Consider the following 25,730-nt stretch of genomic DNA (forward strand, 5'->3'; position numbering starts at 1 on the left):
ATGGCAGTGTGGCAGCCATGTGCGGACGGTATGCAGCGAGTCGTGGACCGCAGGACCTCGTGGAGGCCTTCGGCATCGAGAAGTGGGAGCCGGAGGATGCCCTGGCCCCCGACTTCAACGTGGCGCCGACGAAGGAGGTCCACGTCGTCCTCGACCGTCCCCTGAAGGACGCTTCGCACCCGCGTCCGGTTCGCCAGCTGCGCGTCCTGAAATGGGGACTCGTGCCCTCCTGGGCCAAGAACCCCGACGGCGCCGCCCGAATGATCAACGCCCGGGCGGAAACCCTGCAGGAGAAGCCGTCCTTCCGCCGCGCGTTCGCCCAGCGCCGCTGCATCATCCCCGCCGACGGGTACTACGAGTGGGTCACCGCCCACGACGAGCGGCAACTGGAGGTGGAGGGAAGGAAGAAGCGGGCCCGCAAGCAGCCCTACTTCGTGCTCCCCTCCGACGGCTCCGTGTTCGCCATGGCCGGCATATACGAGTTCTGGCGCGACCGGACCCTGCCCGACGAGCACCCCCTCGCCTGGTGGGTCACCTGCTCGGTGATCACCACCGAGGCCGAGACCGGGCCGCTGGGGGTCGCCCCCGCCGAGGGGCCGCGCTCGCTGTCCGAGATCCACCCGCGGATGCCGCTGATGCTCACCCCCGACCGCTGGGACGCCTGGCTGGACCCCGCGAACAGCGATACCGAGGGCTCGCTGCGGGAGCTGCTCGCACCGCCGCCTGGCGGGCTGATGCGCGCCTACCCGGTGTCCACCGCCGTGAGCAGCGTGCGCAACAACGGGCCGGAACTGCTGACCGAGCTGGCCGCGCCGGAGGAGGGCACCCTCTTCTGAGGGGGCGCCATGCCGATCGGGGCGGACCGGCAGGAGACCCCCTTGCCCGGCCGGGACGGCACGATGGGGGCATGACCACGCGTACCGAGAGTGTCGACACCCCGGCGGGCGAGGCCCGCATCACGTGGCACACCGCCCCCGGGGCCCGGCTCGTCCTCGCCCTGGGCCACGGCGCCGGCGGCGGCATCGAGGCCAGGGACCTCCAGGCCCTGGCCGCCGCCCTGCCCGCCCGCGGGATCACGGTGGCGCTCGTCGAACAGCCCTGGCGGGTCGCCGGGAAGAAGGTGGCCGCCGCGCCCAAGGTGCTGGACGAGGGCTGGCGAGGGCTGTGGCCGGCGCTCGCACGGCCCGGGCTGCCGGTGGTTGCGGGCGGGCGCAGCGCCGGGGCCCGTGTGGCCTGCCGCACCGCCGAGGAGCTGGGCGCCGCCGGGGTACTGGCCCTGGCCTTCCCGCTGCACCCGCCGGGCCGGCCCGAGAAGTCCCGCGCCGGGGAGCTGACGGGGGCGGGCCGCCCCGCCCTCGTGGTCCAGGGCGGCCGGGACCCGTTCGGCCGACCCGAGGAGTTCCCGGTGCCGGGCGGGAGGCACCCGTACGAGCTCGTGGAGGTGGCCCACGGCGATCACGGGTTCGCCGTGCCGAAGAAGGCCGCCACCACCCAGGAGGAGGCCCTGCGGACGATCACCGAGGCAGTCGGGGAGTGGCTCGCGCGGCTTCCCGGGTGACGCGGACCACACGGCTCCCGGCCCGGCGGAAGCCGAAAGCCCGTGGCGCGCAGGGGAATGCGCCGCACCGCCCCCGGCGTTGTCCCGGATGCCGGTACGTACGAAACGTCGGAGGAGAGGGAACGCATGACCCAGGTCATCAGCCAGAACCGTCCGCAGGCCGCTGACCTGGACTGGACGGTCCTGCCCGCCCCCAAGCGCGGCCCGCTTCGGGCGGCGGGGGCCCGGGAGGGTCGACTATTCTCCGATTCGAGCGGATCCGCTTTCGGAGCCGCCACGCAGTCGGAGGAGGTGGGTCCTGTCGCTGGGACCGACGAAGGCCACGCGGAGGAGACGACCCTGGAGCGCAATGCGCGCTTCGAACGGGACGCCCTCGGCTACCTCGACCAGATGTACTCGGCCGCGCTGCGCATGACGCGCAACCCGGCCGACGCCGAGGACCTGGTCCAGGAGACGTACGCGAAGGCATACGCGTCCTTCCACCAGTTCCGCGAAGGCACCAACCTCAAGGCGTGGCTGTACCGCATCCTGACCAACACGTTCATCAACTCCTACCGCAAGAAGCAGCGCGAGCCCCAGCGCAGCGCCGCGGAGGAGATCGAGGACTGGCAGCTGGCGCGCGCCGAGTCGCACATGTCGACCGGACTGCGCTCGGCCGAGTCGCAAGCGCTCGACCACCTGCCCGACTCGGACGTGAAGGAAGCCCTGCAGGCCATTCCGGAAGAGTTCCGCATCGCGGTCTATCTTGCAGACGTAGAGGGCTTTGCGTACAAGGAGATCGCGGACATCATGGGTACACCCATCGGAACGGTCATGTCGCGACTGCACCGTGGCCGCCGCCAGCTCCGCGGAATGCTGGAGGACTACGCCCGCGAGCGCGGGCTGGTCCCCGCGGGCGCGGGAGAGGCGAACGACCGGAAAGGCACGGGCTCATGAGTTGCGGAGAGCCGCACGAGACAGAGTGCTCTGAGGTCCTGGACCACCTGTACGAGTTCCTCGACCATGAGATGCCCGACAGCGACTGCACGAAGTTCGAGACGCACTTCGGCGAGTGCAATCCCTGTCTGGAGAAGTACGGCCTGGAACAGGCCGTGAAGAAGCTGGTCAAGCGCTGCTGCGGGTCGGACGACGTGCCCTCGGACCTGCGCTCGAAGGTGATGGGCCGGATCGAGCTGATCCGGTCCGGGCAGGCGGTGCCCGACCACGACGTCACCGCCGACAATCCCACACCCGGCTGACCTCTCCGGTCACGGTCGGATCGCTGAACAACCGCCCCCGGAAGATCAGTTCATTCACCCGAATGTGCTAATCCGGGGGCGTCCGCATGGCGTAATACGAAAATGTGGCCCACCCCGCTCGGGGCCCCACCTATTCTCCCCAATCGGTACCGGTCCGATTCGGCACCCGGCTTGCACGGCCCAGGGGAGGAGAGCGCCATGCGGGGTCTTCCGCCGGCCGCGCGGGGATTCGTCCTCTGCACCGTCCTGGCGGCGCTCGCCTGCACCGCCCCGGCCGTGACGGACCCCGCCACGCCCTGGCCGGCCGTGACCCTGCTCGCCGTGCTCTACCTCGGCTGCGAACTCGTGAAGCTCTGCCCGCTCCCGGGCGGGCGGGTGCCCGAGGGCATCGGCTCCTTCCTCCCCGTGGTGCTCGCCGCCGTCCTCCTGCTGCCGCCCGCCGCCGCCGCGCTGGTGGCGCTGCCCGCGGGCCTGGCCGCCACCGTGGTCCAGCGGCCCGCCGCGGTGCGCCGGGTGTGGCACGGAGCCCAGCAGGCCGTCGGCGCGTGGGCGGCGGGACAGGTGTTCCGGCTGCTGGGCGGCCCGGCCGCGCTCGGCGGAGGGCCCTCCGCCGGGGCCGGGCACCCCGCGTGGCCGGCCGACTTCCCCTATGCGATGCTCCCCGCGACGGCGGCGGCGGCCGCATTCTGCCTGGTGGTCACCGCCCTCGACGGGGGCATCCTGGCCGCCGCCGAGCGCAGGCCGGCCGCCACCGCCTGGCACGGCCTGGCCACCGGCTCCCTCGCCCCGCACTGCGTCCACGGCCTCGCCGGCCTGATGATGGCCGTCATGTGGCGCAGCCCGTACGGGGTCCCGGCCGCGCTGCTCGTCCTGCTGCCGATGTACGTCTCCTGCTGGGTCTTCGCCCAGTACCACCGCGAGCGCGCCGCCCACCAGGCCACCATCCGGGCACTGGTCCACGCCGTCGACATCAAGGACCGCTACACGCGAGGCCACAGCGAACGGGTCGGCCAGGCCTCCACGATGATCGCCCGCGAACTGGGGATGGCCGAGGACCGCCTGGAAGTCGTGCGCATCGCCGGCATCCTGCACGACGTCGGCAAGATCGGCGTCCCGACCCGGCTGCTGCGCAAGGACGGGCCGCTCACCCCGCAGGAGCGGCGGACCATCGAGCTGCACCCCGAGTACGGGCACGAGATGGTGCGCGGCATCGGCTTCCTGGGAGAGGCCCGGTCCGCGATCCTGCACCACCACGAACGGGTCGACGGCACCGGCTATCCGTACGGGCTGACCGGCGAGCAGATCCCGGTGCTGGCCCGGGTGGTGGCGGTGGCCGACGCCTTCGACGCCATGACCTCGACCCGCTCGTACAGCCGGGCCCGGCCGGTGCCCACCGCCCTCGCCGAGCTGGAGCGGTGCGCGGGGGCCCAGTTCGATCCGGCGATGGTGCGGGCCCTGACGCAAGCGATCGGCCGGCACGGCTGGCATCCCGTGGTCACCTCGGACGACGACCTCCAGGTGATCGCTTCCGCCGCCGACGGGCACGCCGGGGTGCCCACTGCGGCGGCGGAGCCGGCCGCACTGCGCGGCCGGGGCTCCCGGGCGGGTCCCGGAGCCGGACCCGCTCGCGCTTCCGCTTCCGGTTCCGGTTCTGCTCCCGATTCCGGTCAGGGCGTCCCGGCGGGCCGCCGGGCCGGTGCGGGGCAGAGCGGCGCCGAGGGCCCGCTCCCGCCCGCCCGGGGCGGGCGGTGAGGGGGGCCGCCGCCTGGGCCGTGCGCGTCGCGGCCGGGGCGCTCGCCGTCGTCGCCCTCGCCCTCACCCTGTGGAACGGCCTGGCCGAGCCAGGGATCGCCCTGGCCTTCGGCACCCTGGTCGCCGTCGGCGAGCTTGCCCGCAGGGACCGTCCGGGCGCCCCCGCCCACCAGGGTGCGCCGCTCGGCTCGGCCGGCGCCCTCGCCTACGCCCTGCTCGGCCACAATGCCGACCGGCCGACCCACCACGGGGTGCTGGAGACGGTCGCCGTCGTCGCCGCCGCTGCCCTCGCCGGGATCGTCCCGCACGTGGCCCGCGGCGGCGGGCCCGCTGCCGACCACCTGGCCCGCCGGGTGCTCACGGTCGCCTTCGCCGCCGCCTGCTTCCAGCCGCTCCACCACTCCGGCCGGCTGGAGGAGCGGGTCGGCCAGGGCCCGTACCTCGTCGTCTTCCTGCTGCTCCTGCTGGTCCTCGTCGCCCTGTGCGACGCCGTACTCGCCACTGCCCTCGGCGGGGCCCGCACGGGCCGGCCGTACGGCCCCCTGTTGCGCGACGGGCTCCGCGCCCAGCTCGGCATCGGCCCGGCGATCTGCGCCACCGGCGTCGTCATCGCGCTCGGCGCGGCCGTCGCGGGCCTGTGGGCGATCCCCGTCTTCAGCGTGCCGCTCCTGCTGACCCAGCTGTCCTTCCACCGGATCACCGCGATCCGCACCACCTACCGCCAGACGATCACCTCCCTGGCCCGGGCCACCGAGATCGCCGGATACACCCCGCCGGGCCACTCCCGCAGGGTGGCGGCCCTGAGCTGCGCCGTCGGCCGTGAGCTGGGCCTGTCGGAACGGGAGCTCACGGTGCTGGAGTACGCCGCCCTGATGCACGACATCGGCCAGCTCTCCCTGGTCGACCCGGTGCCGGACGGGGCCACCGCCGCGCTGCCCGCCGCCGAGGCCCGCCGGATCGCCGCGCTGGGCGGGGAGGTGGCCCGGCAGGCGGGGGTGCCCGCCGAGGTCGCCGTGGTGGTGGAGCGGCAGGCGGACCCGTACCGGGAGCAGCCTCCGCTCGCCCGGATCGTGCGGGCGGTCAACGCCTATGACGACCTCGTCGGCGGGAACCGTCACCCGGGCGGCTCACTGACCGCCCTGGAACAGCTCCGTCTGGGCACCGGGCGCGATTACCAGCCGGAGGTCGTGGAGTGCCTGGCGAGGGTTCTGGCCAGGGGCGGACGTGGCAGAGTGGTGCCCGTCCCACCGGGGTAACCCATGGGTAATGAGCGGCCGTCCGAGTGGGCATGGTTGGATGCCAGTAAGAGTGTCCGCAAGGCTGCACCGTAGTCCCCCAGCCACCGCTGGGAGGGTGCCCCCAGGCAGGCGGGAATCGTGAGGATCTTCGGGAAGGTACGGCATCGGCCCTCCGCCTCGTGGCGGCAGGCCACCGACCGCGCGTTCACGCTGATCGGCGACGGGCGGTACGAGGACGCCGGCGCGCTTCTGACCAGAGCCGCGGACCTGGAGCCCTGGCTCTCCGAGTCCTGGTTCAACCTGGCCCTGCTCCACAAGTTCCGGCACGACTGGGAGCAGGCGAGGGCCGCCGGACTGCGCGCCGTGGCCCTGCTGGACCGTGAGACCGGCGCACCGGACTGGTGGAACGTCGGCATCGCCGCCACCGCGCTCCAGGACTGGCCGCTCGCCCGGCGGGCCTGGCAGGCGTACGGCCTGAAGGTGCCCGGCGACCCCCACGGCGGCGGGAACGGCGAACCGGTCGGCATGGAACTCGGCAGCGCCGCCGTGCGGCTCTCGCCGGAGGGCGAGGCCGAGGTGGTGTGGGGCCGCAGGCTGGATCCGGCCCGCCTGGAGGTGCTGTCGATCCCGCTGCCCTCCTCGGGGCGGCGCTGGGGCGAGGTCGTGCTCCACGACGGGGTCCCGCACGGCGAGCGGGTGACCGCGGCAGGCCCCTCGTACCCGGTGTTCGACGAGATCGAGCTGTGGGCGCCCTCGCCGGTGCCGACCTGGGTGGTGCTGCTGGAGGCGGCCAGCGAGGCGGACCGGGACGCGCTGGAGCAGCTGGCCTCGGACGCGGGCTTCGCCGCAGAGGACTGGTCCTCGTCGGTGCGGCTGCTGTGCCGGACCTGCTCGGAGAGCGAGATGCCGAGCGACGAGGGCGACGGCGAGCACCTCGATCCGCACGACCACAGCGAGCCGGGACACCCCGGGCCGCTGGGGCACCGTACGGCCGGCTCGGGATCCCTGTGGGTGCCCGAGCGCGAATGCGGCATTGCGGCCCCGGCCGGACTCGTGCGCGGCCTCCTCGACGGCTGGGTCGCCGACAGCCCTGACAGCCGCGAGTGGCGGGATCTCGAAGAAGTCTGCTGAAACGGGGCCGTAGGCTGTACGGGCACATCGGTGGCCATCGGCGACCACCGGTGACCGGGACTTACGGAAGGCGTACGGCGGACATGGCGCAGCAGGAGAACCAGGTTGTCGATGGTGGCGAGGTCGTGAACGACGGGTACGTCGTGGACACCGAGGACTGTGAGGCGCGCGAGCTGGCCCACCGGGAGCGCGGCACCGCCCGCCCGATCACGGTCGTCGGCAACCCGGTCCTGCACCGCGAGTGCAAGGACGTCACCGAGTTCGGCGACGAGCTGGCCAAGCTGATCGACGACATGTTCGCCAGCCAGAAGGCGGCCGAGGGCGTCGGCCTGGCCGCGAACCAGATCGGCGTCGACGCCAAGGTCTTCGTCTACGACTGCCCGGACGATGAGGGCGTGCGCCACACCGGTGTCGTGGTCAACCCGAAGCTCGTCGAGCTCCCCGCCGGCTCGCGGGTGCTGGACGACTCCAACGAGGGCTGCCTCTCCGTCCCGACGGCGTACGCCGCGCTGGCCCGCCCGGACTACGCCGAGGTCGAGGGCCAGGACGCCCAGGGCAACCCGATCAAGGTCCGCGGCACCGGCTACTTCGCCCGCTGCCTGCAGCACGAGACCGACCACCTGTACGGCTACCTGTACATCGACCGGCTGTCCAAGCGGGACCGCAAGGACGCCCTGCGTCAGATGGCCGAGGGCACCCCGCGCTACGAGACCGTCCCCAACGCCTGAGGCGCGCTGGCGTGCGCCGGGCCCGCCGCCGACCATGAGGATTCCGCGCGCCCCCGCCCGGGGGGCGGCGGTCCGTCGTGCCGCCGTCCCGGGGGGAACCGTATGACCCGTGAAGCCCCTGAGCTCCCCGAGCCGACCGTGCGGCGCGTGCTCGGCGGCGGGCCGTTCGCCGAGATCGGGGACCCCGCCGTGGCCGTCGCCGACGACCGCTCGGGGCTGCTCGCGGTCGGCGGCGACGTGGGCTCGGCCCACTGGAGGGGCGGACCCTGGGGCACCGGGTGGTCCGGGCACCGCATCGGCGTGTACGAGCGGGACGGCCTTCGGTGCCGGTACGTGCTGCGTTCCGGCAAGCCCGTGCGGGCGCTCGCCTTCCACCCGGTCCTGCCGCTGCTGGCCGTGGGCACCGGATGTTACGACGGCGGCTACTTCTTCGAAGGTGAGCTGCTGCTCGTCCGCCTGGACACCGGCGGCGTCGTGTCCGCCCTGGAGTACGAGCGGGAGGTCCTCGACGTTGCGTGGTGCGGCGCGGCCGACCTGCGCCTGGTGCTGAGCCCGTCCGAGGACTGGGAGGGTCCGGTGGCCCACGAGCAGGGGCACGCGGCCGTCGTGCACCGGGCGGACTGGGGCGCGGTCGGGCCGGGAGACGTCCTCGGCGAGGAACTGGACGTGCCCGTGGCGCCCTACGACCGGCCGGACCGCGGCCCGCAGGCCCGCCGCCTGCTGACGGAGCTGGCGGGGGCGGCCGGCCGGGAGTGGTCCCTGCGGCGGCGGGTGTGGGCGGTCGAGGCACTTCCGGACGGCCGGGTGCTGGCCGCGCTCGAGGGCGTCCTCGCGGAGTCGTGGCTGCCCTCGGGGGAACGGCAGTGGGCGGTCCGGGACGAGGAGGGCGGCCGTCAGCTGGTGATGTCCGGCGACGCGGCGTCCGTGTGGGCCAACGCCGAGCGGCTCCGGCCCCACGCTCCCCCCGGCTGGAAGCCGGGCGGGGCCCGGATCGCCCGCATCGAGGTCGACACCGGCCGGGTGGTGGAGACCGTGCGACCCGACGGGTACGCGGTCCTGGTGCCGGGCGGCGGCCGGCGGATGGTCCTGCGGCCGGTGGGGGAGCCGGGCGCGGGACGCGAACGGCTGTCGCTGTCCGAGCTGGAGGGCACCGCGGGTCCATCCGCATCTGCCGCCGAGGTGCCGCGGGGCCCGGAGCCCGGCGCCTTCACCCTGTTCAACCACCCGTTCCCGGTGCGCCGTCCGAGCCGGCCCTACGTGCTGGTGGGCGACCACGCGCAGTGGTCGCACCGGGACCTGTGGGTCGGCGCGGTGGACGAGGACGGCACGCCGCGGCCGCTCTTCCCGCACGGCCGGCCGCCGGGGGAGGACCACCTCGGCGGTCCGGCGGTGGAGATCGCGCAGTCCCTGGTGTACGCCGGGTCCGTCCACGAGCCGCACGCGCGCCGTCCGGGCAGCTGCTACGTCGTACGGCGCTCCCTGGGCGGCACGGTGCTGTGGGAGCACCGCGGCGACCACCGCGCGACGGCCCTGGACTCGGACGGGAAGAACGTCTACGCCGCCGACGCCTCCGGGGCCCTGACGGTCCTGGACGCCGAGACGGGCGCGGTGCGCCGGCGCATCACCCTCGCCGTCGACGGGGTCCCGACCTGCGCGCTGTCCCTCGCAGTGGCGCCGCAGGGGCAGTTGCTGGTCGGGACGGTCGACGGACGCATCGTGGAGTACGGGTGGGACCGCCCGATCGGGCCGACGGGCCTCAGGCGGCCTGCGGGCCCCGGAAGGCACGCCTGAAGGCGTTCGGCGTGGTGCCCAGGGTCCGCAGGAAGTGGTGGCGCAGGGCCGCCGCGTTGCCGAAGCCGGAGCGGCCGGCGATCGCGTCGACCGTGTCGTCGGTGGACTCCAGCAACTCCTGCGCCAGCAGGACGCGCTGGCGCAGCAGCCACTTGTACGGCGTGGTGCCGGTCTCCTGGAGGAAGCGGCGGGCGAAGGTCCGCGGTGACATGTGTGCGCGCTCCGCGAGCTGCTCGACGGTGATCTCCTCCTCCAGGTGGCGGCCCATCCACCCGATCACCTCGCCCACCGTGTCGCAGGGCGTGCGCGGCAGCGGCCGCTGGATGTACTGCGCCTGCCCGCCGTCCCGGTGGGGCGGTACGACCATCCGCCGGGCGATCGCGTTGGCCACCTCGGCGCCGTGCTCCTGGCGCACCAGGTGGAGGCAGGCGTCGATGCCGGAGGCGGTGCCGGCCGAGGTGATCACCGGGCCCTCGTCGACGTAGAGCACGTCCGGGTCGACCAGCGCCCGCGGGAAGCGCTGCGCCAGGGCCGCGGCGTGCATCCAGTGCGTGGTGCAGCGCCGGCCGTCCAGCAGCCCGGCCGCGCCCAGTACGTATGCCCCGCTGCACACGCTGAGTACCCGCGAGCCGCGCTCCACACCGCGGCGCAGCGCGGCCAGGAGCGGCTCCGGGTAGGTGCGCTCGGAGGCGTTGCGGAAGGCGGGCACGCAGATCAGGTCGGCGCTCTCCAACCGCTCCAGTCCGTGGGCGGGGGCGAACGCGAAACCGGTCCCCGACATGGTCAGGGGGCCGTCCTCCGCCGCGCACACGGCGTAGTCGTAGACCGGCAGGCCGTGGTCGCTGCGGTCGATCCCGAAGACTTCGCAGAAAATCCCGAACTCGAAGGGGGCCACTTCGTCGAGGAGGGCCACGGCCACGTTGGTCAGCATGCATCCAGTGTGGCAGTAATTCACTCTTTCATGACAGTCCTGCCACTCGCGGGGTTGTGCGTACAGAGGGACAGTGGAGACATGAACACGTTCCTGAGCTACCTCGCCGTCCTCGCCGTCGCCTCCCTGCTGCTCGCCCCCAGCCTGTACGGGGTCCTGCGCGAGCGGCGGACCGACCGGCAGCTGCGGGCCGTCGAGACCCGGCTCGTGTGGCTGCCGCGGCAGAAGGCGGGCGGCATGCCGCCCACCCCGCGCCAGCGCGGACCGCGCTCCGCGGCGTGGCGCCGCGGGCGCCTCGCCCACTGAGCCCGCCGACGCCCTCCCGCAGGCGTCCCTTCCCCCGCCCCGGACCGCGAAGAGCCGAGACGCGATCACGTCGCGTCCCGGCTCTCGGCGCATCTGGGACCGGAAGTCCCCGTCCGGCTAGAAGTCCTCGTCCAGATCGACGGTTCCCTCGACGGCGACCTGGTAGGCCGACGGGCGGCGCTCGAAGAAGTTCGTCAGCTCCTGGACGCCCTGCAGCTCCATGAAGGAGAACGGGTTCTGCGAGCCGTACACCGGGGGGAACCCGAGACGGACCAGGCGCTGGTCCGCGACGCACTCCAGGTACTCGCGCATCGACTCGGTGTTCATGCCCGGCAGGCCGTCGCCGCACAGGTCGCGGCCGAACTGCAGCTCCGCCTCCACGGCCTCCTTCAGCATGTCGGTGACCTGCTGCTGGAGGGCGTCGTCGAAGAGCTCGGGCTCCTCCTTGCGGACCGTGTCCACGACCTCGAACGCGAAGTTCATGTGCATGGTCTCGTCACGGAACACCCAGTTGGTGCCGGTGGCCAGGCCGTGCAGCAGACCGCGCGAGCGGAACCAGTACACGTACGCGAAGGCGCCGTAGAAGAACAGGCCCTCGATGCACGCGGCGAAGCAGATCAGGTTCAGCAGGAAGCGGCGGCGGTCGGCCTGCGTCTCCAGCCGGTCGATCTTCTCGACCGAGTCCATCCACTTGAAGCAGAACTGCGCCTTCTCGCGGATGGAGGGAATCTCCTCGACCGCGTCGAAGGCGGCCGCGCGGTCGTCCGGGTCGGGCAGGTAGGTGTCGAGCAGCGTCAGGTAGAACTGGACGTGCACGGCCTCCTCGAACAGCTGGCGCGACAGGTACAGGCGCGCCTCCGGGGAGTTGATGTGCTTGTAGAGCGTCAGCACGAGGTTGTTCGAGACGATCGAGTCGCCGGTCGCGAAGAACGCGACCAGACGGCCGATCATGTGCTGTTCGGCGGGCGTCAGCTTCGCGAGGTCCGCGACGTCCGAGTGGAGGTCGACCTCCTCCACCGTCCACGTGTTCTTGATCGCGTCCCGGTAGCGCTCGTAGAAGTCCGGGTAGCGCATCGGGCGGAGCGTGAGCTCGAAGCCCGGGTCCAGGAGGTTCTTGTTGTCGGTGGAGCTCATTACTGGCATGCCTCGCAGGACTCGGGGTTCTCAAGGGAGCAGGCCAGGGCATCGGCGTCGACGGCCTGCGGGAGCGCCGCCGGAGCGGCGGTGGCGGCCTGCGCGGCGCGGGCGATCTTCGTCGCCGGACGCGAACGCAGGTAGTACGTGGTCTTCAGCCCCTGCTTCCAGGCGTACGCGTACATCGAGCTGAGCTTGCCGATGGTGGGCGTCTCCAGGAACAGGTTCAGCGACTGCGACTGGTCCAGGAACGGCGTACGCGCCGCCGCCATGTCGATCAGGCCGCGCTGCGGGATCTCCCACGCCGTGCGGTACAGCTCGCGGACCTCGGCCGGGATCCAGCCGAAGCCCTGGACCGAGCCGGAGGAGTCGCGCAGTGCCTCGCGGGTCTGGGCGTCCCACACGCCGAGCTGCTTGAGCTCCTCCACCAGGTAGCCGTTCACCTGGAGGAACTCGCCCGACAGGGTCTCGCGCTTGAACAGGTTGGAGACCTGCGGCTCGATGCACTCGTACACGCCGGCGATGGAGGCGATGGTGGCCGTCGGAGCGATCGCCAGGAGCAGGGAGTTGCGCATGCCGCTCTCGGCGACGCGGGCGCGCAGCGCGTCCCAGCGCTCCGGCCAGTTCAGCTCGACGTCGTAGTGGTCCGGGTGCAGGACGCCGCGCGCGGTGCGGGTCTGCTCCCAGGCCGGCAGCGGGCCGCTGCGCTCGGCGAGGTCGCAGGAGGCCTCGTACGCGGCCAGCATGATGCGCTCGGAGAGCTTGGTGGACAGGGCCTTCGCCTCGGGGGAGTCGAAGGGCAGCTTCAGCTTGAAGAAGACGTCCTGGAGGCCCATCGCGCCCAGGCCCACCGGACGCCAGCGGGCGTTGGACCGGCCGGCCTGCTCGGTCGGGTAGAAGTTGATGTCCACGACGCGGTCGAGGAAGGTCACCGCGGTGCGGACGGTCTCGTCGAGGCGCTCCCAGTCGATCTCGCCGTTCACGACGAAGGCGCCGAGGTTGACCGATCCGAGGTTGCAGACGGCCGTCTCGCCGTCGTTGGTGACCTCGATGATCTCGGTGCACAGGTTCGAGGAGTGGACGACGGTCCCCGGCTCGGCGGTCTGGTTCGCCGTGCGGTTGGAGGCGTCCTTGAAGGTCATCCAGCCCTGGCCGGTCTGCGCGAGGGTGCGCATCATCCGACCGTACAGGTCGCGGGCGGGCATCGTCTTGCGGGCCAGGCCGTCGGCCTCCGCCTTGCGGTACGCGGCGTCGAACTCGTCGCCCCACAGGTCGACCAGCTCGGGCACGTCCGCCGGGGAGAACAGCGACCACTCGGCGTCGGCGTTCACGCGGCGCATGAACTCGTCCGGCACCCAGTGGGCGAGGTTCAGGTTGTGGGTGCGGCGCTGGTCCTCACCGGTGTTGTCGCGCAGCTCCAGGAACTCCTCGATGTCCGCGTGCCAGGTCTCCAGGTAGACCGCGGCGGCGCCCTTGCGGCGGCCGCCCTGGTTCACGGCGGCGACGGAGGCGTCGAGCGTCTTGAGGAACGGCACGATGCCGTTGGAGTGGCCGTTGGTGCCGCGGATCAGCGAACCGCGGGCGCGGATGCGGGAGTACGACAGGCCGATGCCGCCCGCGTGCTTCGACAGGCGTGCGACCTGGTGGTAGCGGTCGTAGATCGAGTCGAGCTCGTCCAGCGGCGAGTCCAGCAGGTAGCAGGAGGACATCTGCGGATGCCGGGTGCCGGAGTTGAAGAGCGTGGGGGAGGAGGGCAGGTAGTCGAGGCGGCTCATCAGCCGGTACAGCGAGGCCACTTCCTCGACGGCCTGGACGCTCTCGTCCGCGGCCAGGCCGCAGGCCACGCGCAGCATGAAGTACTGCGGGGTCTCGATCACCTGACGGGTGATCGGGTGGCGCAGCAGGTAGCGGCTGTGCAGGGTGCGCAGGCCGAAGAAGCCGAACCGGTCGTCGGCGCCCTCGGCGAGGGTGTGCTCGACCAGCGCGTCCAGGCGGCTCGCGTGCGTGCGCACGAACTCGGCGGTGCGGTCGGCGATCAGGCCCTCGCGGTGGCCGACCTCGACGGAGGCGGAGAACGAGGTGGAGCCCTGGCTCGCGGCCTCGTCGCGCACGGCCAGCGTCAGCAGACGGGCGGCGAGCTTCGAGTACGCGGGGTCCTCGGAGATCAGCCCGGCCGCGGACTCGGTGGCCAGACCGCGCAGTTCGGCCTCGTCGGCGGCGGAGCTGCGGCCGCGGAGCGCGGCGGCGGCGACGCGGCCGGGGTCGGTGTCGGGGAGGTCCGCCGTCAGTTCGGTGAGGGTACGCAGCAGCGTGGCCCCCGGGCCCTCGGTGTTGTCGCCAGAAACGGACTCGGCGCGCGGTGCGGAAGGCGCGATGGTCACGGCGGGAGCTCTCCCTCGCTCGGCCCGGTCATCGGCGGTCGGGCGCGGGCGCATGCGGGCGTGGCAGGAGGGCACACCGCATGGCGTCCACCGGCCCAACCGCGAGGCCCGGACGTGTCGGCACCCGGTTCGGTCGATCCGGGCGCGCTGCCGGCAGGTCATCGGACTTGGTGTCCGGATGCCGGACACTTCATACCGTTGCGGGACAGTTCCGGATTCCCACCGGATTCCCCTGCGGCGACAGCAGGCATGAGCATACATGTGGGGGCGCCCTTGTGCGGCAACCCCCACATGTAGTGTCGGCGTGGCTACAGCTTGAGTCGATACGTGAGGAGTGTCAGGCCCTCGATGGGCCCCCAATCCCGCTCCGGAGTGCGTACGAAGCCCAGCCGGGCGTAGATCCGGTGGGCCCCGGCCATGCTGCGCTGGGTGGAGAGGACGACCCCCGTGACGCCCTCGACGGCCCGCGCCCGGTCCACGCACGCCCGCACCAGGGCCTCGCCGACGCCCCGGCCGCGGGCCGCGTGGGCAACCGCCAGCATCCGGAACTCGGCCTCGTCCGGGCCGGCGACGTCGGCGAGCGGGCTGCCGGGTGCGGCGAAGGTCACCCCGCCGAGCAGCCGCCCGTCGCGCTCGGCGACGAGCACCTCGGCCAGCGCGGCCCGGCCGGCCACGTCGCGCAGCACGTTCAGGTAGGCGTCGTCCTCGTTGAAGTCCAGGTGCCCGTCGGCGAGGTAGGCCTGCGCCGTGATCTCGCCCAGCTGCGCGTAGTCGGCGGGCACCGCCGTTCTGATCACCATGTCCATGCGGTCGAGTGTGCAGGACGTCTGTCGGCGCCCGGCGCTGTCGTCGGAGGCGACACCGTCGGGGACCACGTGCGAGGTCTCCGTCCACAGCCAGCCCCACGGCGGGCGGTACGAGAGCGTTCACCTCGTGCCGTGTGGAACGGACATCGCGCTGCCCGGCCCCGTCGGCGTCACCCTTCAGACCGAGGTCCTCAAGGACTGGGTGCGCTGAGCAACGCGCAAGGGCCCCGCCGACGGCGGGGCCCTTCGCATGGTTCAGCAGCAGCGGAAGCCCTCGCGGGGGTCCGCCTCGCGGGCGTCCGTGCGGGCGCGTTCGAAGGCGCGGCGGGTGAGGACCTCCGCGTCCGGGTCGTGCGAGCGCGCGTGGGCCACGTACCGGTCGTAGGCGGCCTCCCCGGAGAACTCCCGTACGTAGAACCGGGCCCTGGCCAGCACGCTCCGTACGGTGTTCACCCCACCGGCTCCTTGACCTGCCCGCCGCCGGAATCGCGGCCGGCCGCGGCGGCGAGCTGGGCCCGCTCCTCGGCGGTCGCGATCAGGCCCGCCGGGGCGACGATCTTCGACTCGGTCCACGGGACCTCGGAGAGCTTCGCCGACCCCGGGTCGCGGACGGCCTTGACGCAGGTGCGCAGCGCGTCCGCGAGGACCACGACGATCAGCACCGCGAAGAGGGCGCACAGCACGCCGTCGACCGTGGCGTTGGTGACGATCGTGTGCATGTCGTCCATGTTCTTCGCGGGGGCCAGTACCTTGTCGGCGTCGATGCCCGCCTGGTACTTGTCGCGCTGTGCGAAGAAGCCGACCTTCACGTCCTCGGAGAAGACCTTCTGGTAGCTGGCGGTGAGGGTCACCGTGGCGTCCCAGACCAGCGGGACACCCGTCACCCAGGCCCACTTGAGCCGGCCGGACTTCACGAGCAGCGTGGTGCAGACCGCCAGGGCGACCGCGGCCAGCAGCTGGTTGGCGATGCCGAAGAGCGGGAAGAGCTGGTTGATGCCGCCCAGCGGGTCCTTGATGCCGACCCACAGGAAGTAGCCCCACGCGCCGACCACGATCGCGCTCGCGAACCACACGCCGGGCTTCCAGCTGACGTCCTTGAAGGACTTGTGGACGTTGCCGAGGGTGTCCTGGAGCATGAACCGGCCCACGCGGGTGCCCGCGTCGAGCGTCGTCAGGATGAAGAGCGCCTCGAACATGATCGCGAAGTGGTACCAGAATGCCTTCATCCCGGTGCCGCCGATGACGGAGGAGAAGATCTCCGACATTCCGAGTGCGAAGGTCGGCGCGCCGCCCGTACGTGACAGCAGGCTGGCTTCCTCGACGTCCTTGGCGGCCTGCGTGAGCGCCTCGGGGGAGATGGCGAAGCCGAAGTTCGTCACCGCCTGCGAGGCGGACTCGACCGTGGTGCCGATGATCCCGGGAGGGGAGTTCACCGCGAAGAAGAGGCCGGGCTCGATGATGCAGGCCGCGATGATCGCCATGACGGCGACGAACGACTCGGTCAGCATGGCGCCGTAGCCGATCATGCGGACCTGGGTCTCCTTCTGGATCATCTTCGGGGTGGTGCCCGAGGAGACCAGGGCGTGGAAGCCCGAGAGTGCGCCGCACGCGATGGTGATGAAGACGAACGGGAACATCGACCCGGCGAAGACCGGGCCGTCGCCGCGGGCCGCGAAGTCGGTGATCGAGGGCATCTTCAGCGTCGGCATCGCGATGACCACGCCGATCGCGAGGAGCGCGATGGTGCCGACCTTCATGAAGGTGGAGAGGTAGTCGCGGGGCGCGAGCAGCATCCACACCGGCAGGACCGACGCCAGGAAGCCGTACACCACCATCCAGATGACGAGCGTCTCCTTCTCCAGGGTGAAGGTCCCGGCGAAGGAGGACTCGGCGACCCAGCCGCCCGCGACGATGGCGAGCAGCAGCAGGGCGACACCGATGAGGGAGACCTCGGTGACCCGGCCCGGCCGCAGGACGCGCAGGTAGAAGCCCATGAAGACGGCGATCGGGATGGTCATGCCGATGGAGAAGACGCCCCAGGGCGAGTGCGCCAGGGCGTTGACGATGACCAGGGCCAGCACCGCCAGCAGGATGATCATGATGGCGAACACGGCGACCAGGGCGGCGGCTCCGCCCACAGGGCCGATCTCGTCCCGTGCCATCTGGCCGAGCGAACGGCCGTCGCGGCGGGTGGAGAAGAACAGCGTCACCATGTCCTGGACGGCACCGGCGAAGATCACACCCGCGACGATCCAGATGGTCCCGGGCAGGTAGCCCATCTGCGCGGCCAGCACGGGACCGACGAGCGGGCCGGCTCCGGCGACGGCGGCGAAGTGGTGGCCGAAGAGCACCCGGCGGTCGGTGGGATGGAAGTCGACACCGTTGTCGAGGCGTTCGGCGGGGGTGGCCCGGGTCGCGTCGACCTTCAGTACGCGGTGCGCGATGAAGCGCGCGTAGAAGCGGTAGCCGATGGCGTACGAGCCCAGCGCCGCGGCGAGCAGCCAGGCCGCGGAGATCTCCTCGCCGCGCGAGAGCGCCAGCACGCCCCAGCCGACGGCGCCGACGAGTCCGACGAGCACCCACACGGCGATGGACTTGGGGGAGGGCGAGCCCGATGGGGTTGCCGGACTCGCCGTGTCCCGTTGTGTTCCTGTTGCTTCCGGTTCAGGCATGACCTCGTCCCCTCGTCGATCATCTGCGTAAGCGCAGGGAATCTACGGGGGATGGCCCGGTGAGCGTAAGACCCCGTCCGCAATCCGGTATGTGAAGGAATCGGGTACGCGGGCCCGCGGTCCGGAACCGCAGTGCCAGGTCAGACGGCGGGGCGCTTGAGTCGGGCGACGAACTTGTAGCGGTCGCCGCGGTACACCGACCGCACCCACTCCACCGGTTCGCCGTCGGCGTCCAGGGAGTGCCGGGAGAGCATCAGCATCGGCAGCCCGACGTCGGTGCCGAGCAGGCCAGCCTCGCGCGGGGTGGCCAGGGAGGTCTCGATCGTCTCCTCGGCCTCCGCGAGGTGGACGTCGTACACCTCGGCGAGGGCGGTGTAGAGGGAGGTGTACTTGGCGAGCGAGCGGCGCAGCGCGGGGAAGCGCTTGGCCGACAGGTGGGTGGTCTCGATGGCCATCGGCTCGCCGCTGGCCAGGCGCAGCCGCTCGATGCGCAGCACCCGCCCACCGGTGTTGATCTTGAGCAGACCGGCGAGGGTGTCGTCGGCGGTCACGTAGCCGATGTCGAGGAGCTGCGAGGTCGGCTCCAGGCCCTGGGCCCGCATGTCCTCCGTGTAGGAGGTCAGTTGCAGGGCCTGGGAGACCTTGGGCTTGGCGACGAAGGTGCCCTTGCCCTGGATCCGCTCCAGCCGCCCCTCGACGACCAGTTCCTGGAGGGCCTGGCGGACCGTGGTCCGCGAGGTGTCGAATTCGGCCGCGAGCGTGCGCTCCGGCGGTACCGGGGTGCCGGGCGGCAGCGTCTCGGTCATGTCGAGCAAGTGCCGCTTGAGTCGGTAGTACTTGGGTACACGTGCCGTGCGAGTGACTGCCCCGCCGTCCGGCTCCGTGAGTGCCCCTTCGGTGGCCATCGCCGCCCGCCTTCCCGACTCCAGTTTCGCTGCCGTCACCGGCTCCTCCGATATGTGCGGTCACATGGTGACACGACTGGGGGTACAGGCCTTCTCTCTCCCCAGGTGTCGGTCCGATAACGGACCGGGCACCCGCTCATTAGACCCTTGACACCCCTAAAGGTCTAGGCCAAGCTCCAGCTACTGGTCTACACCAATATGGATCAGATCCCAGCCCCACGGCAGTACTTCGCGTATGTCACCGCGGCGGGCAAGGGAAGTGCAGGCAGGCATCCCTGAGGAGGGTGGCGTGAAGCGCAAGCTCATCGCGGCGGTCGGTGTCGCGGGCATGATGGTCGGACTCGCGGCGTGTGGCAATGGGGACGACGACAAGGCCAAGGCCGACGCGGGTCCCAAGGAGATCACCGTCTGGGTCATGGACGGCTCCGCGCCGAAGGCCTGGATCGACGAGGTCAACAAGGAGTTCTCGGCCAAGCACCCCGGTGTGACGGTCAAGGTCGAGGAGCAGAAGTGGACCGGTATCCAGGAGAAGGTCACCACGGCCCTCTCCGAGAACAACCCTCCGGACGTTCTTGAGCTCGGCAACACCCAGACCGCCGGCTACGCGGTCACCGGCGGTCTCGCCGACCTGACGAAGGACAGGGCAGCGCTCGGCGCCGACGCCTGGCAGAAGAGCATGCTCGCCTCGGCCGAGGTCGACGGCAAGCTCTACTCCGCCCCGTGGTACGCCGCCAACCGCGTCGTCATCTACGACAAGAAGGCCTTCGCCAAGGCCGGCGTCACCCCGCCCACCACCCGCGACGAGTGGATAGCCGGCCTGGAGAAGCTCAAGGCGGCCGACCCGGCCACCCAGCCCATCTACCTGCCCGGCCAGAGCTGGTACGTCCTCGCCGGTCTCATCTGGGACGAGGGCGGCGACCTCGCCGTCAAGGACGGCTCCAAGTGGAAGGGCGGCCTCGGCACCCCGCAGGCCGGCGCCGCGATGGAGTTCTACAAGAAGCTCCAGTCCTACTCCACCGCCCCCAAGGACAAGGACGAGGCCAACCCGCAGCAGTCCACCGACATCGTTCCCAAGGGCGGCGTCGCCTCCTGGATCGGTCTCGGCTGGGAGGCCGGCGGTGCCGAGAAGGCCCTGAAGGACGCGGGCAAGGAAGCCGACTTCGGCTACTTCCCGATCCCGGGCAAGACCGCCGACAAGACCAGCACCGTCTTCCTCGGCGGCTCGAACCTCGCCGTGGCCGAGCGCTCCAAGAACAAGGAGCTCGCCAAGGAGTGGCTGGCCCTGGCCGCCGGCAAGGACCAGATGACCAAGTACGCCGCCGAGACCAAGGGCGCGCTGCTGCCGAACCAGGCCGCTGCCAACTTCACCCCCGCCGCGGGCTCCTTCGCCGAGGCCATGGGCAAGGGCGGCGTCAACGGCAGGATCACCCCGGTCACCGCGGGCTGGGCGAACGTCGAGACCGAGCCGAACCCCATCAAGGAGTTCATGACCAAGGTCCTGAAGGGTGAGGACGCGGCCAAGGCCGGCGCCGACGCGGACGCCGAGATCGCGAAGCGCATCAACAAGTAGTCCCGCCCCGCAGCACCCGCACGACCCAGCAGTGTGAACGCACCGGGAGTGCGGCAGGTGCCCGGACACCCGCCGCGCCCCCGGTCGCGCATTTGACTCCACAGTCAACCGCGAGGAAGCCAAGCCATGACCGTGCACTCCCAGGGAGCGGTGACCAGCGCTCCACAGGACGCACCACCGAAGTCCGCCGGACGGCCCGAGACGCCGGCCCCAGCAACCGGCGCCAGCCGTACGCCGCCTCGCGGAGGCAGGAAGTCGCTCCCCTCGGGGTGGCTGCCCTATCTGCTGGTCGCGCCCGCGGTGCTCGCCCTCGCGACGCTCCTGCTGTACCCGCTGATCAAGAACGTGATCCTGTCCCTCCAGGACATCAACAAGGTCGAGTTCATCCAGCGGAAGTACCCGTTCGCCGGCCTCGACAACTACACCGAGCTCCTCGGCGACTCGGCCTTCTGGACCGTCGTCGTCCGCAGCTTCGCCTTCACCCTGGCCAACGTCGCGCTGATCATGTTGCTGGGAAGCCTCATCGGCATCCTGCTGAACAAGCTCGGCAAGAAGATGCGCCTGGTCCTGTCGATGGCGCTGGTGATGGCCTGGGCCATGCCGATCGTCGCCTCGGTACAGGTCTTCCGCTGGCTGTTCGACGAGCAGTTCGGCGTCATGAACTGGGTCATGCGCACCGCCGGCTTCTCCGGCTACGAACAGCACAACTGGATGGAGACCGGCCTCTCCACCATGGTGATCGTCACGATCCTGGTGGTCTGGGGCTCCATCCCCTTCGTCGCCCTCAACATGTACGCCGGCCTCACCACGGTCGGCGCCGAGCTGTACGAGGCCGCCCGCATGGACGGCGCCAACGGCTGGCAGACCTTCTGGAAGATCGTCTTCCCGAACCTGAAGCCCTTCTTCCTCATCACCACGTTCCTCGAGGTGATCTGGGTCTTCAAGGCCTTCACCCAGGTCTACGCGATGAACAAGGGCGGCCCGGACCGCGCCTCCGAGATCCTCCCGGTGTTCGCCTACGTCGAGGGCCAGAGCCAGGCCCACTACGGCCTCGCCGCCGCGATCTCCGTCCTGACGATCGTGATCCTCGTGATCGTCATGTCCTTCTACTTCCGCCTGATCCTGAAGCAGGAGGAGGAGCAGTGAGCACGACCACCGCCCCGAAGCCCGCGGCTCCCGAGAGGCCCGCACAGCAGCTCCGTACCCGCCGCCCGGTGCGCCCCGGAGCCGTGGCCAAGAACCTCGGCGCGCTCCTGCTGGCCCTGGTCTTCGTCTTCCCCGTGTACTGGATGTTCTCGTCGGCCCTCAAGCCGGCCGACCAGATGCTCACGAAGGACCCCGTCTTCGTCTTCACGCCGACGCTGGACAACTTCGGCAAGGCCACCGGCGTCGAGAACTTCTGGACGTACGTCACCAACAGCGTCCTGGTCACCGTCGGCGCCGTGGTGCTGGCCCTGCTCGTCGCCCTCGCCGCGAGCTTCGCCATCGCCCGCATGCGGTTCAAGGGCCGCAAGGGCCTGGTGCTCACCGTGATGATGGCCCAGATGGCCCCCTGGGAGGTCATGGTCATCGCGATGTACATGATCGCCCGCGACGGCGAACTGCTGAACAGCCTTCCGCTCCTGACCGCCATCTACTTCGTGATGATCCTGCCCTTCACCATCTGGACCCTGCGCGGCTTCATCGCCGCGGTCCCGGTGACCCTGGAGGAGGCGGCCCAGATCGACGGCTGCACCCGCGGCCAGGCCTTCCGCAAGGTCATCTTCCCGCTGCTGGCCCCCGGCCTGATGTCCACCTCGCTCTTCGGCTTCATCACCGCCTGGAACGAGTTCGCGATGGTCCTGATCCTCAACAAGGACAAGACCGCGCAGACCCTGCCGCTGTGGCTGACCGAGTTCATGTCGGCCTTCGGCAACGACTGGGGCGCCACCATGGCCGCTTCCTCGCTCTTCGCGGTCCCGGTGCTGCTCATCTTCATCTTCCTCCAGCGCAAGGCCGTCGGTGGCATGACCGCCGGCGCCGTGAAGGGATGACGCCGTCATGACTGTCCTTGCGCACCGCGCCACCGCCTCCGACGAGGTGACCCGCGACGCCCTCGCCGTCCTCCAGCCGGGCTTCGAGGGCACCACCGCCCCCGCCTGGCTGCTCCGCAGGATCGGCGAAGGCCTCACCTCGGTGGGCCTGTTCGGCCGCAACATCGCCTCGCCCGAGCAGCTCGCCGCGCTGACCGCGCAGCTGCGCGCCGAACGCGACGACGTCCTCGTCGCCATCGACGAGGAGGGCGGCGACGTCACCCGCCTGGAGGTCCGGGGCGGCTCGTCCTTCCCCGGCAACCTGGCCCTCGGCGCCGTCGACGACACCGGCCTGACCCGGGACGTCGCCCTCGAGCTGGGCCGCCGCCTCGCCGAGTGCGGGGTCAACCTCAACTGGGCCCCCTCCGCCGACGTCAACTCCAACCCGGACAACCCGGTCATCGGCGTACGGTCCTTCGGCGCCGACACCCACCTCGCCGCCCGGCACACCGCGGCCTACGTCGAAGGGCTCCAGGCCGCCGGGGTCGCCGCCTGCACCAAGCACTTCCCGGGCCACGGCGACACCAACGTCGACTCCCACCACGCCCTCCCGCGCATCGACGTGGACCTCGACACCCTCGCCGCACGGGAGCTCGTACCGTTCAAGGCCGCCATCGAGGCCGGGACGAAGGCCGTGATGAGCGCGCACATCCTGGTGCCCGCCCTCGACCCGACCCGCCCGGCCACGCTCAGCCCGCAGATCCTGACCGGCCTGCTGCGCAAGGAGCTCGGCTACGAGGGCCTCATCGTCACCGACGGGATGGAGATGAACGCCATCGCCGGGACGTACGGCATCGAGCGCGGCTCCGTGCTGGCCATCGCGGCGGGCGCCGACGCCATTTGCGTGGGCGGCGGACTCGCCGACGAGGACACCGTCCTGCGGCTGCGCGACGCGCTGGTCGCGGCCGTACGCGAGGGCACCCTCCCGCAGGAGCGGCTCGCCGACGCCGCGGCGCGGGTCCGCGCACTCGCCGCGTGGACCCTGGGGGCCCGGCCGGCCGTGCGGCCGGAGGGGAGCCGCGCGTCCGGCATCGGCCTGACCGCCGCCCGCCGGGCCCTCGTCGTCACCGGCTCGGCCGGCCCGCTGACCGGCCCGTACGTGGCGACCCTGACCCCGGTCGCGAACATCGCCGTCGGCGACGAGACCCCGTGGGGTCCGGCCGCCGAGCTGGCCGAACTGCTGCCCTCCACCGCTTCGGACCTCTACCCGCAGGGTGCCACGGCCGGGGAGATCCTGGCGGCCGCTGGGGAGCGCACCGTCGTGGCGGTGGTCCGGGACGCGCACCGCCACCCGTGGATGTCCGAGGTGCTGGACGATCTGGTCGAGGCCCGGCCGGACACGGTGGTGGTCGAGATGGGGCTGCCGCGCGCCGAGCCGCGCGGAGCCCTGCACATCGCGACGCACGGCGCCGCGCGCGTCTGCGGTCGCGCTGCAGCCGAGGTCGTCGCGGGGGCCGTCACGGGGGTGTGACGCGCCGCGGAACCGGAGCCGGGCACCTTGTCACAGGGGTGGTGCCCGGCTCCGCCGCGTACGCGCAAGGGCCGGGCTCCCCCGAGGGGGTGCCCGGCCCTACTCCCGCTCCGGGGTCTACAGCCCCTGCCAGGAGGGCTTGTTGGCGTAGGCGTGGCGGAAGTAGTCGGCCAGCTTGAGCTTGGAGGCGGCGGCCTCGTCCACGACGACGGTCGCGTGCCGGTGCAACTGCAGCGCGGACGCCGGTACCAGAGCGGACAGCGGACCCTCGACGGTCTGCGCGACGGCCTCGGCCTTGCCCTCGCCGGTGGCCAGCAGCACCAGGTGGCGGGCGTCGAGGATGGTGCCGATGCCCTGGGTGATGACGTGGTGCGGCACCTGCTCCAGGTCGTCGTCGAAGAAGCGCGCGTTGTCCACGCGGGTCTGCTCCGTCAGCGTCTTGATCCGGGTGCGCGAGGCCAGGGACGAGCAGGGCTCGTTGAAGCCGATGTGCCCGTCCGTGCCGATCCCCAGCAGCTGGAGGTCGACGCCGCCGGCCTCGGCGAGGGCGCGGTCGTAGGCCTCGCACGCGGCGACGAGGTCCTCGGCCGACCCGTCGGGGCCCATGAACGAGGCCTCCGTCAGACCGAGCGGCTCGACGACCTCGCGCAGGACGACGGCGCGGTAGGACTCGGGGTGCCCGGCCGGCAGGCCGACGTACTCGTCGAGCTGGCATATCCGGGCCGCGGAGGCGTCGACCTCACCCGCCCCGACCTTGCGCGTGAGGGCCTCGTAGACGGGCAGCGGGGTAGAGCCGGTCGCCACGCCGAGCAGGGCGTCGGGCTTGCGGCGCACCAGGGCCGCCATGGCCTGCGCGATGAGCTCGCCGCCTGCCTTGGCGTCCGGGACGATGACAACTTCCACGCGGGGCCTGCCGATCTGGAGTGGGTGGTGTGGTATAGACCAATCTAGCAGAGGGAGCCGGGTGCGGCGGGGATCCCGCCGCTTTCCATGGTGATGCCGATCGCGCCGTCCGGCCTCCTGTGGCGTCACCCGGGAGGCCGATGCGGAGCACGGTGCTACAGCTGGCCTGACCTGCGATTGGTTGCCCTGTCTACAACTCCTTTGTCGCATAAGGTGGCTTTGTTGGGTAAATCATGCTATGTGCGATTGGAGTGGTAGTCATGGCCAGGAATCCGACCTACGCCTTCGAGAGTTACAAAGCCGTGGCGAGTGCCACGCGCGCCGCCGATCTGGCGGAGACCACCTCCCCGTTCCAGATCGAGGTCCGCTTCATCGGAGGGCTGTCGAACAGCCAGAAGGACGTCTTCGCCGAGGCGGCCGAGCGCTGGGCGCGGGTCATCGTCGGTGACCTGGAGACCGCGGTCGTCCGCGACTTCAGCGGCGAGGTGATCGTCGACGACATCCTGATCGACGCAGAAGGAGTATTCATCGACGGCATCTCCGGCGTCCTCGGAGAAGCCGGGCCTCGCGTGTTCCGGCCGCAGACGGCGCTCGCCGGGGCGGGGCTCCCGGCGAAGGCCATCATGCGGTTCGACAGGGCCGACCTCGGCCAGATGGAGGACGACGGCTCGCTGCTCGACGTCATCACCCACGAGATGGGCCACTGCCTGGGCGTCAGCGGATTCGTGTGGAGCTCCTTCGGCCTGCTGAAGGACTGGCCCCCCGTCACCTCTCCCGGCAACCCCACCTTCGTCGGCCCGGGCGCCATGGCGGAGTTCGGTGTTCTCCGCGGTGCCGGGCAGCCCCTGCCGGTCCCGGTGGCGAACGTCGGCGGCTCGGGCAGTGCGGGCAGTCACTGGCGCGAGGCGGTCTTCGACCACGAACTGATGTCGCCGACGATCGCCGCGGCCGGCAACCCGCTGAGCCGGCTCACGGCGGCGAGCCTCGGGGACATCGGCTACGAGGTCGACCTCGACGGCGCGGAGCCCTACGAACTGCCCGACCTCATGGCGGTCGCGGCGGCCGGCGAACGGCTGTCCGAGGCCCCGCGGGGCATCGTGCTCCCGACCGTCCCCAGCTCCATCCCCTCCGAACGGCCGTAGA

General features: G+C 71.5%; 24 protein-coding genes and 1 riboswitch. Of the genes, 16 read left to right on the forward strand and 8 right to left on the reverse strand.

Annotated features, from left to right (window positions below; genetic code table 11):
* Positions 1–17 precede the first annotated feature (17 nt).
* From ACZ6JS_RS01255 to ACZ6JS_RS01295, 9 genes are all read left to right on the forward strand, one after another.
* Positions 18–836, forward strand: a complete 819-nt coding sequence (locus tag ACZ6JS_RS01255; RefSeq protein WP_469294999.1) for an SOS response-associated peptidase — start codon at positions 18–20, stop codon at positions 834–836.
* A gap of 71 nt (positions 837–907) precedes the next feature.
* Complete coding sequence (locus ACZ6JS_RS01260) at positions 908–1,558, forward strand: alpha/beta hydrolase family protein (protein WP_469295000.1); 651 nt, start codon at positions 908–910, stop codon at positions 1,556–1,558.
* Between the two features lie 291 nt (positions 1,559–1,849).
* Positions 1,850–2,494: a sigma-70 family RNA polymerase sigma factor gene (locus tag ACZ6JS_RS01265; RefSeq protein ID WP_046777160.1), complete on the forward strand. Its 645-nt coding sequence runs from the start codon at positions 1,850–1,852 to the stop codon at positions 2,492–2,494.
* Positions 2,491–2,796: a mycothiol system anti-sigma-R factor gene (gene rsrA / locus ACZ6JS_RS01270; RefSeq protein WP_469295002.1), complete on the forward strand. Its 306-nt coding sequence runs from the start codon at positions 2,491–2,493 to the stop codon at positions 2,794–2,796. The genes ACZ6JS_RS01265 and rsrA overlap by 4 nt, the downstream gene beginning before the upstream one ends.
* A gap of 198 nt (positions 2,797–2,994) precedes the next feature.
* Positions 2,995–4,548 (forward strand): HD-GYP domain-containing protein, encoded by a 1,554-nt coding sequence (locus ACZ6JS_RS01275; RefSeq protein WP_469295003.1) that lies wholly within the window; start codon positions 2,995–2,997, stop codon positions 4,546–4,548.
* Positions 4,545–5,804, forward strand: a complete 1,260-nt coding sequence (locus ACZ6JS_RS01280) for an HD-GYP domain-containing protein (RefSeq protein ID WP_469295004.1) — start codon at positions 4,545–4,547, stop codon at positions 5,802–5,804. The genes ACZ6JS_RS01275 and ACZ6JS_RS01280 overlap by 4 nt, the downstream gene beginning before the upstream one ends.
* A 120-nt stretch (positions 5,805–5,924) precedes the next feature.
* Positions 5,925–6,917 (forward strand): tetratricopeptide repeat protein, encoded by a 993-nt coding sequence (locus tag ACZ6JS_RS01285; protein WP_469295005.1) that lies wholly within the window; start codon positions 5,925–5,927, stop codon positions 6,915–6,917.
* Between the two features lie 83 nt (positions 6,918–7,000).
* Positions 7,001–7,645, forward strand: a complete 645-nt coding sequence (gene def / locus ACZ6JS_RS01290) for a peptide deformylase (protein WP_469295006.1) — start codon at positions 7,001–7,003, stop codon at positions 7,643–7,645.
* A gap of 102 nt (positions 7,646–7,747) precedes the next feature.
* Positions 7,748–9,436: a PQQ-binding-like beta-propeller repeat protein gene (locus ACZ6JS_RS01295; RefSeq protein WP_469295007.1), complete on the forward strand. Its 1,689-nt coding sequence runs from the start codon at positions 7,748–7,750 to the stop codon at positions 9,434–9,436.
* Here ACZ6JS_RS01295 and ACZ6JS_RS01300 read toward each other — a convergent pair.
* Entirely contained in the window at positions 9,402–10,367 is a 966-nt protein-coding gene (locus ACZ6JS_RS01300; protein WP_469295008.1) for a helix-turn-helix domain-containing protein, read from the reverse strand. The genes ACZ6JS_RS01295 and ACZ6JS_RS01300 overlap by 35 nt on opposite strands.
* A gap of 81 nt (positions 10,368–10,448) precedes the next feature.
* Here ACZ6JS_RS01300 and ACZ6JS_RS01305 point away from each other — a divergent pair, with 81 nt between their 5' ends.
* Positions 10,449–10,673: a hypothetical protein gene (locus tag ACZ6JS_RS01305; RefSeq protein ID WP_469295010.1), complete on the forward strand. Its 225-nt coding sequence runs from the start codon at positions 10,449–10,451 to the stop codon at positions 10,671–10,673.
* Positions 10,674–10,790: 117 nt separating this feature from the next.
* Here ACZ6JS_RS01305 and ACZ6JS_RS01310 read toward each other — a convergent pair whose 3' ends face one another.
* The 3 genes from ACZ6JS_RS01310 to ACZ6JS_RS01320 all read right to left on the reverse strand — a co-directional run bounded on the left by ACZ6JS_RS01310 (position 10,791) and on the right by ACZ6JS_RS01320 (position 14,994).
* The gene (locus tag ACZ6JS_RS01310) at positions 10,791–11,807 is read right to left on the reverse strand and encodes a ribonucleotide-diphosphate reductase subunit beta (protein ID WP_469295011.1); all 1,017 of its coding nucleotides are present in this window, start codon (positions 11,805–11,807) and stop codon (positions 10,791–10,793) included.
* Complete coding sequence (locus tag ACZ6JS_RS01315; RefSeq protein WP_469295012.1) at positions 11,807–14,188, reverse strand: ribonucleoside-diphosphate reductase subunit alpha; 2,382 nt, start codon at positions 14,186–14,188, stop codon at positions 11,807–11,809. Before ACZ6JS_RS01315 ends, ACZ6JS_RS01310 begins: the two co-directional genes overlap by 1 nt.
* A gap of 135 nt (positions 14,189–14,323) precedes the next feature.
* A riboswitch (cobalamin riboswitch) is annotated at positions 14,324–14,445 on the reverse strand.
* Positions 14,446–14,496: 51 nt separating this feature from the next.
* On the reverse strand, positions 14,497–14,994 hold the full coding sequence (locus tag ACZ6JS_RS01320) for a GNAT family N-acetyltransferase (protein ID WP_469295013.1): 498 nt from the start codon (positions 14,992–14,994) through the stop codon (positions 14,497–14,499).
* Here ACZ6JS_RS01320 and ACZ6JS_RS01325 point away from each other — a divergent pair.
* Entirely contained in the window at positions 14,993–15,205 is a 213-nt protein-coding gene (locus ACZ6JS_RS01325) for a hypothetical protein (protein WP_469295015.1), read from the forward strand. The genes ACZ6JS_RS01320 and ACZ6JS_RS01325 overlap by 2 nt on opposite strands.
* Positions 15,206–15,249: 44 nt before the next feature.
* Here ACZ6JS_RS01325 and ACZ6JS_RS01330 read toward each other — a convergent pair whose 3' ends face one another.
* The 3 genes from ACZ6JS_RS01330 to ACZ6JS_RS01340 all read right to left on the reverse strand — a co-directional run bounded on the left by ACZ6JS_RS01330 (position 15,250) and on the right by ACZ6JS_RS01340 (position 18,571).
* Positions 15,250–15,447, reverse strand: a complete 198-nt coding sequence (locus tag ACZ6JS_RS01330; RefSeq protein WP_469295016.1) for a CstA-like transporter-associated (seleno)protein — start codon at positions 15,445–15,447, stop codon at positions 15,250–15,252.
* Positions 15,444–17,666, reverse strand: a complete 2,223-nt coding sequence (locus ACZ6JS_RS01335; protein WP_469295018.1) for a carbon starvation CstA family protein — start codon at positions 17,664–17,666, stop codon at positions 15,444–15,446. Before ACZ6JS_RS01335 ends, ACZ6JS_RS01330 begins: the two co-directional genes overlap by 4 nt.
* 140 nt (positions 17,667–17,806) lie before the next feature.
* Positions 17,807–18,571 carry a GntR family transcriptional regulator gene (locus ACZ6JS_RS01340; RefSeq protein ID WP_400929167.1) on the reverse strand — a complete coding sequence of 255 codons (765 nt, stop codon included), beginning with the start codon at positions 18,569–18,571 and terminating at the stop codon, positions 17,807–17,809.
* Between the two features lie 289 nt (positions 18,572–18,860).
* Between ACZ6JS_RS01340 and ACZ6JS_RS01345 the strand changes: the two genes are divergently transcribed.
* The 4 genes from ACZ6JS_RS01345 (at position 18,861) to ACZ6JS_RS01360 (ending at position 23,684) form a co-directional block, all read left to right on the forward strand.
* A complete protein-coding gene (locus ACZ6JS_RS01345; protein WP_469295020.1) occupies positions 18,861–20,141 on the forward strand; it encodes an extracellular solute-binding protein in 1,281 nt (426 codons plus the stop codon).
* A gap of 126 nt (positions 20,142–20,267) precedes the next feature.
* Complete coding sequence (locus ACZ6JS_RS01350; RefSeq protein WP_469295021.1) at positions 20,268–21,287, forward strand: carbohydrate ABC transporter permease; 1,020 nt, start codon at positions 20,268–20,270, stop codon at positions 21,285–21,287.
* Positions 21,284–22,174: a carbohydrate ABC transporter permease gene (locus ACZ6JS_RS01355; RefSeq protein ID WP_206310033.1), complete on the forward strand. Its 891-nt coding sequence runs from the start codon at positions 21,284–21,286 to the stop codon at positions 22,172–22,174. The genes ACZ6JS_RS01350 and ACZ6JS_RS01355 overlap by 4 nt, the downstream gene beginning before the upstream one ends.
* A 7-nt stretch (positions 22,175–22,181) precedes the next feature.
* Positions 22,182–23,684: a glycoside hydrolase family 3 protein gene (locus ACZ6JS_RS01360; protein WP_469295023.1), complete on the forward strand. Its 1,503-nt coding sequence runs from the start codon at positions 22,182–22,184 to the stop codon at positions 23,682–23,684.
* Between the two features lie 117 nt (positions 23,685–23,801).
* Here ACZ6JS_RS01360 and nagB read toward each other — a convergent pair whose 3' ends face one another.
* Entirely contained in the window at positions 23,802–24,587 is a 786-nt protein-coding gene (gene nagB, locus ACZ6JS_RS01365) for a glucosamine-6-phosphate deaminase (RefSeq protein WP_469295024.1), read from the reverse strand.
* Between the two features lie 260 nt (positions 24,588–24,847).
* Between nagB and ACZ6JS_RS01370 the strand changes: the two genes are divergently transcribed.
* Entirely contained in the window at positions 24,848–25,729 is an 882-nt protein-coding gene (locus ACZ6JS_RS01370) for a leishmanolysin-related zinc metalloendopeptidase (protein WP_469295026.1), read from the forward strand.
* The last annotated feature ends 1 nt before the right edge of the window (position 25,730 follow it).

This window comes from Streptomyces sp. NPDC046349, assembly GCF_055587885.1.

What these genes read in the sequence shown, in the direction of transcription:
- ACZ6JS_RS01260 (WP_469295000.1), top strand. Translation starts at nt 908, where the DNA reads ATGACCACGCGTACCGAGAGTGTCGACACCCCGGCGGGCGAGGCCCGC.
- ACZ6JS_RS01340 (WP_400929167.1), bottom strand. Translation starts at nt 18,571, where the DNA reads ATGGCCACCGAAGGGGCACTCACGGAGCCGGACGGCGGGGCAGTCACT.
- ACZ6JS_RS01295 (WP_469295007.1), top strand. Translation starts at nt 7,748, where the DNA reads ATGACCCGTGAAGCCCCTGAGCTCCCCGAGCCGACCGTGCGGCGCGTG.
- ACZ6JS_RS01320 (WP_469295013.1), bottom strand. Translation starts at nt 14,994, where the DNA reads ATGGACATGGTGATCAGAACGGCGGTGCCCGCCGACTACGCGCAGCTG.
- ACZ6JS_RS01275 (WP_469295003.1), top strand. Translation starts at nt 2,995, where the DNA reads ATGCGGGGTCTTCCGCCGGCCGCGCGGGGATTCGTCCTCTGCACCGTC.
- ACZ6JS_RS01335 (WP_469295018.1), bottom strand. Translation starts at nt 17,666, where the DNA reads ATGCCTGAACCGGAAGCAACAGGAACACAACGGGACACGGCGAGTCCG.
- ACZ6JS_RS01325 (WP_469295015.1), top strand. Translation starts at nt 14,993, where the DNA reads ATGCGGTCGAGTGTGCAGGACGTCTGTCGGCGCCCGGCGCTGTCGTCG.
- rsrA (WP_469295002.1), top strand. Translation starts at nt 2,491, where the DNA reads ATGAGTTGCGGAGAGCCGCACGAGACAGAGTGCTCTGAGGTCCTGGAC.
- ACZ6JS_RS01310 (WP_469295011.1), bottom strand. Translation starts at nt 11,807, where the DNA reads ATGAGCTCCACCGACAACAAGAACCTCCTGGACCCGGGCTTCGAGCTC.
- ACZ6JS_RS01255 (WP_469294999.1), top strand. Translation starts at nt 18, where the DNA reads ATGTGCGGACGGTATGCAGCGAGTCGTGGACCGCAGGACCTCGTGGAG.
- ACZ6JS_RS01370 (WP_469295026.1), top strand. Translation starts at nt 24,848, where the DNA reads ATGGCCAGGAATCCGACCTACGCCTTCGAGAGTTACAAAGCCGTGGCG.
- ACZ6JS_RS01350 (WP_469295021.1), top strand. Translation starts at nt 20,268, where the DNA reads ATGACCGTGCACTCCCAGGGAGCGGTGACCAGCGCTCCACAGGACGCA.
- ACZ6JS_RS01305 (WP_469295010.1), top strand. Translation starts at nt 10,449, where the DNA reads ATGAACACGTTCCTGAGCTACCTCGCCGTCCTCGCCGTCGCCTCCCTG.
- def (WP_469295006.1), top strand. Translation starts at nt 7,001, where the DNA reads ATGGCGCAGCAGGAGAACCAGGTTGTCGATGGTGGCGAGGTCGTGAAC.
- ACZ6JS_RS01300 (WP_469295008.1), bottom strand. Translation starts at nt 10,367, where the DNA reads ATGCTGACCAACGTGGCCGTGGCCCTCCTCGACGAAGTGGCCCCCTTC.
- ACZ6JS_RS01360 (WP_469295023.1), top strand. Translation starts at nt 22,182, where the DNA reads ATGACTGTCCTTGCGCACCGCGCCACCGCCTCCGACGAGGTGACCCGC.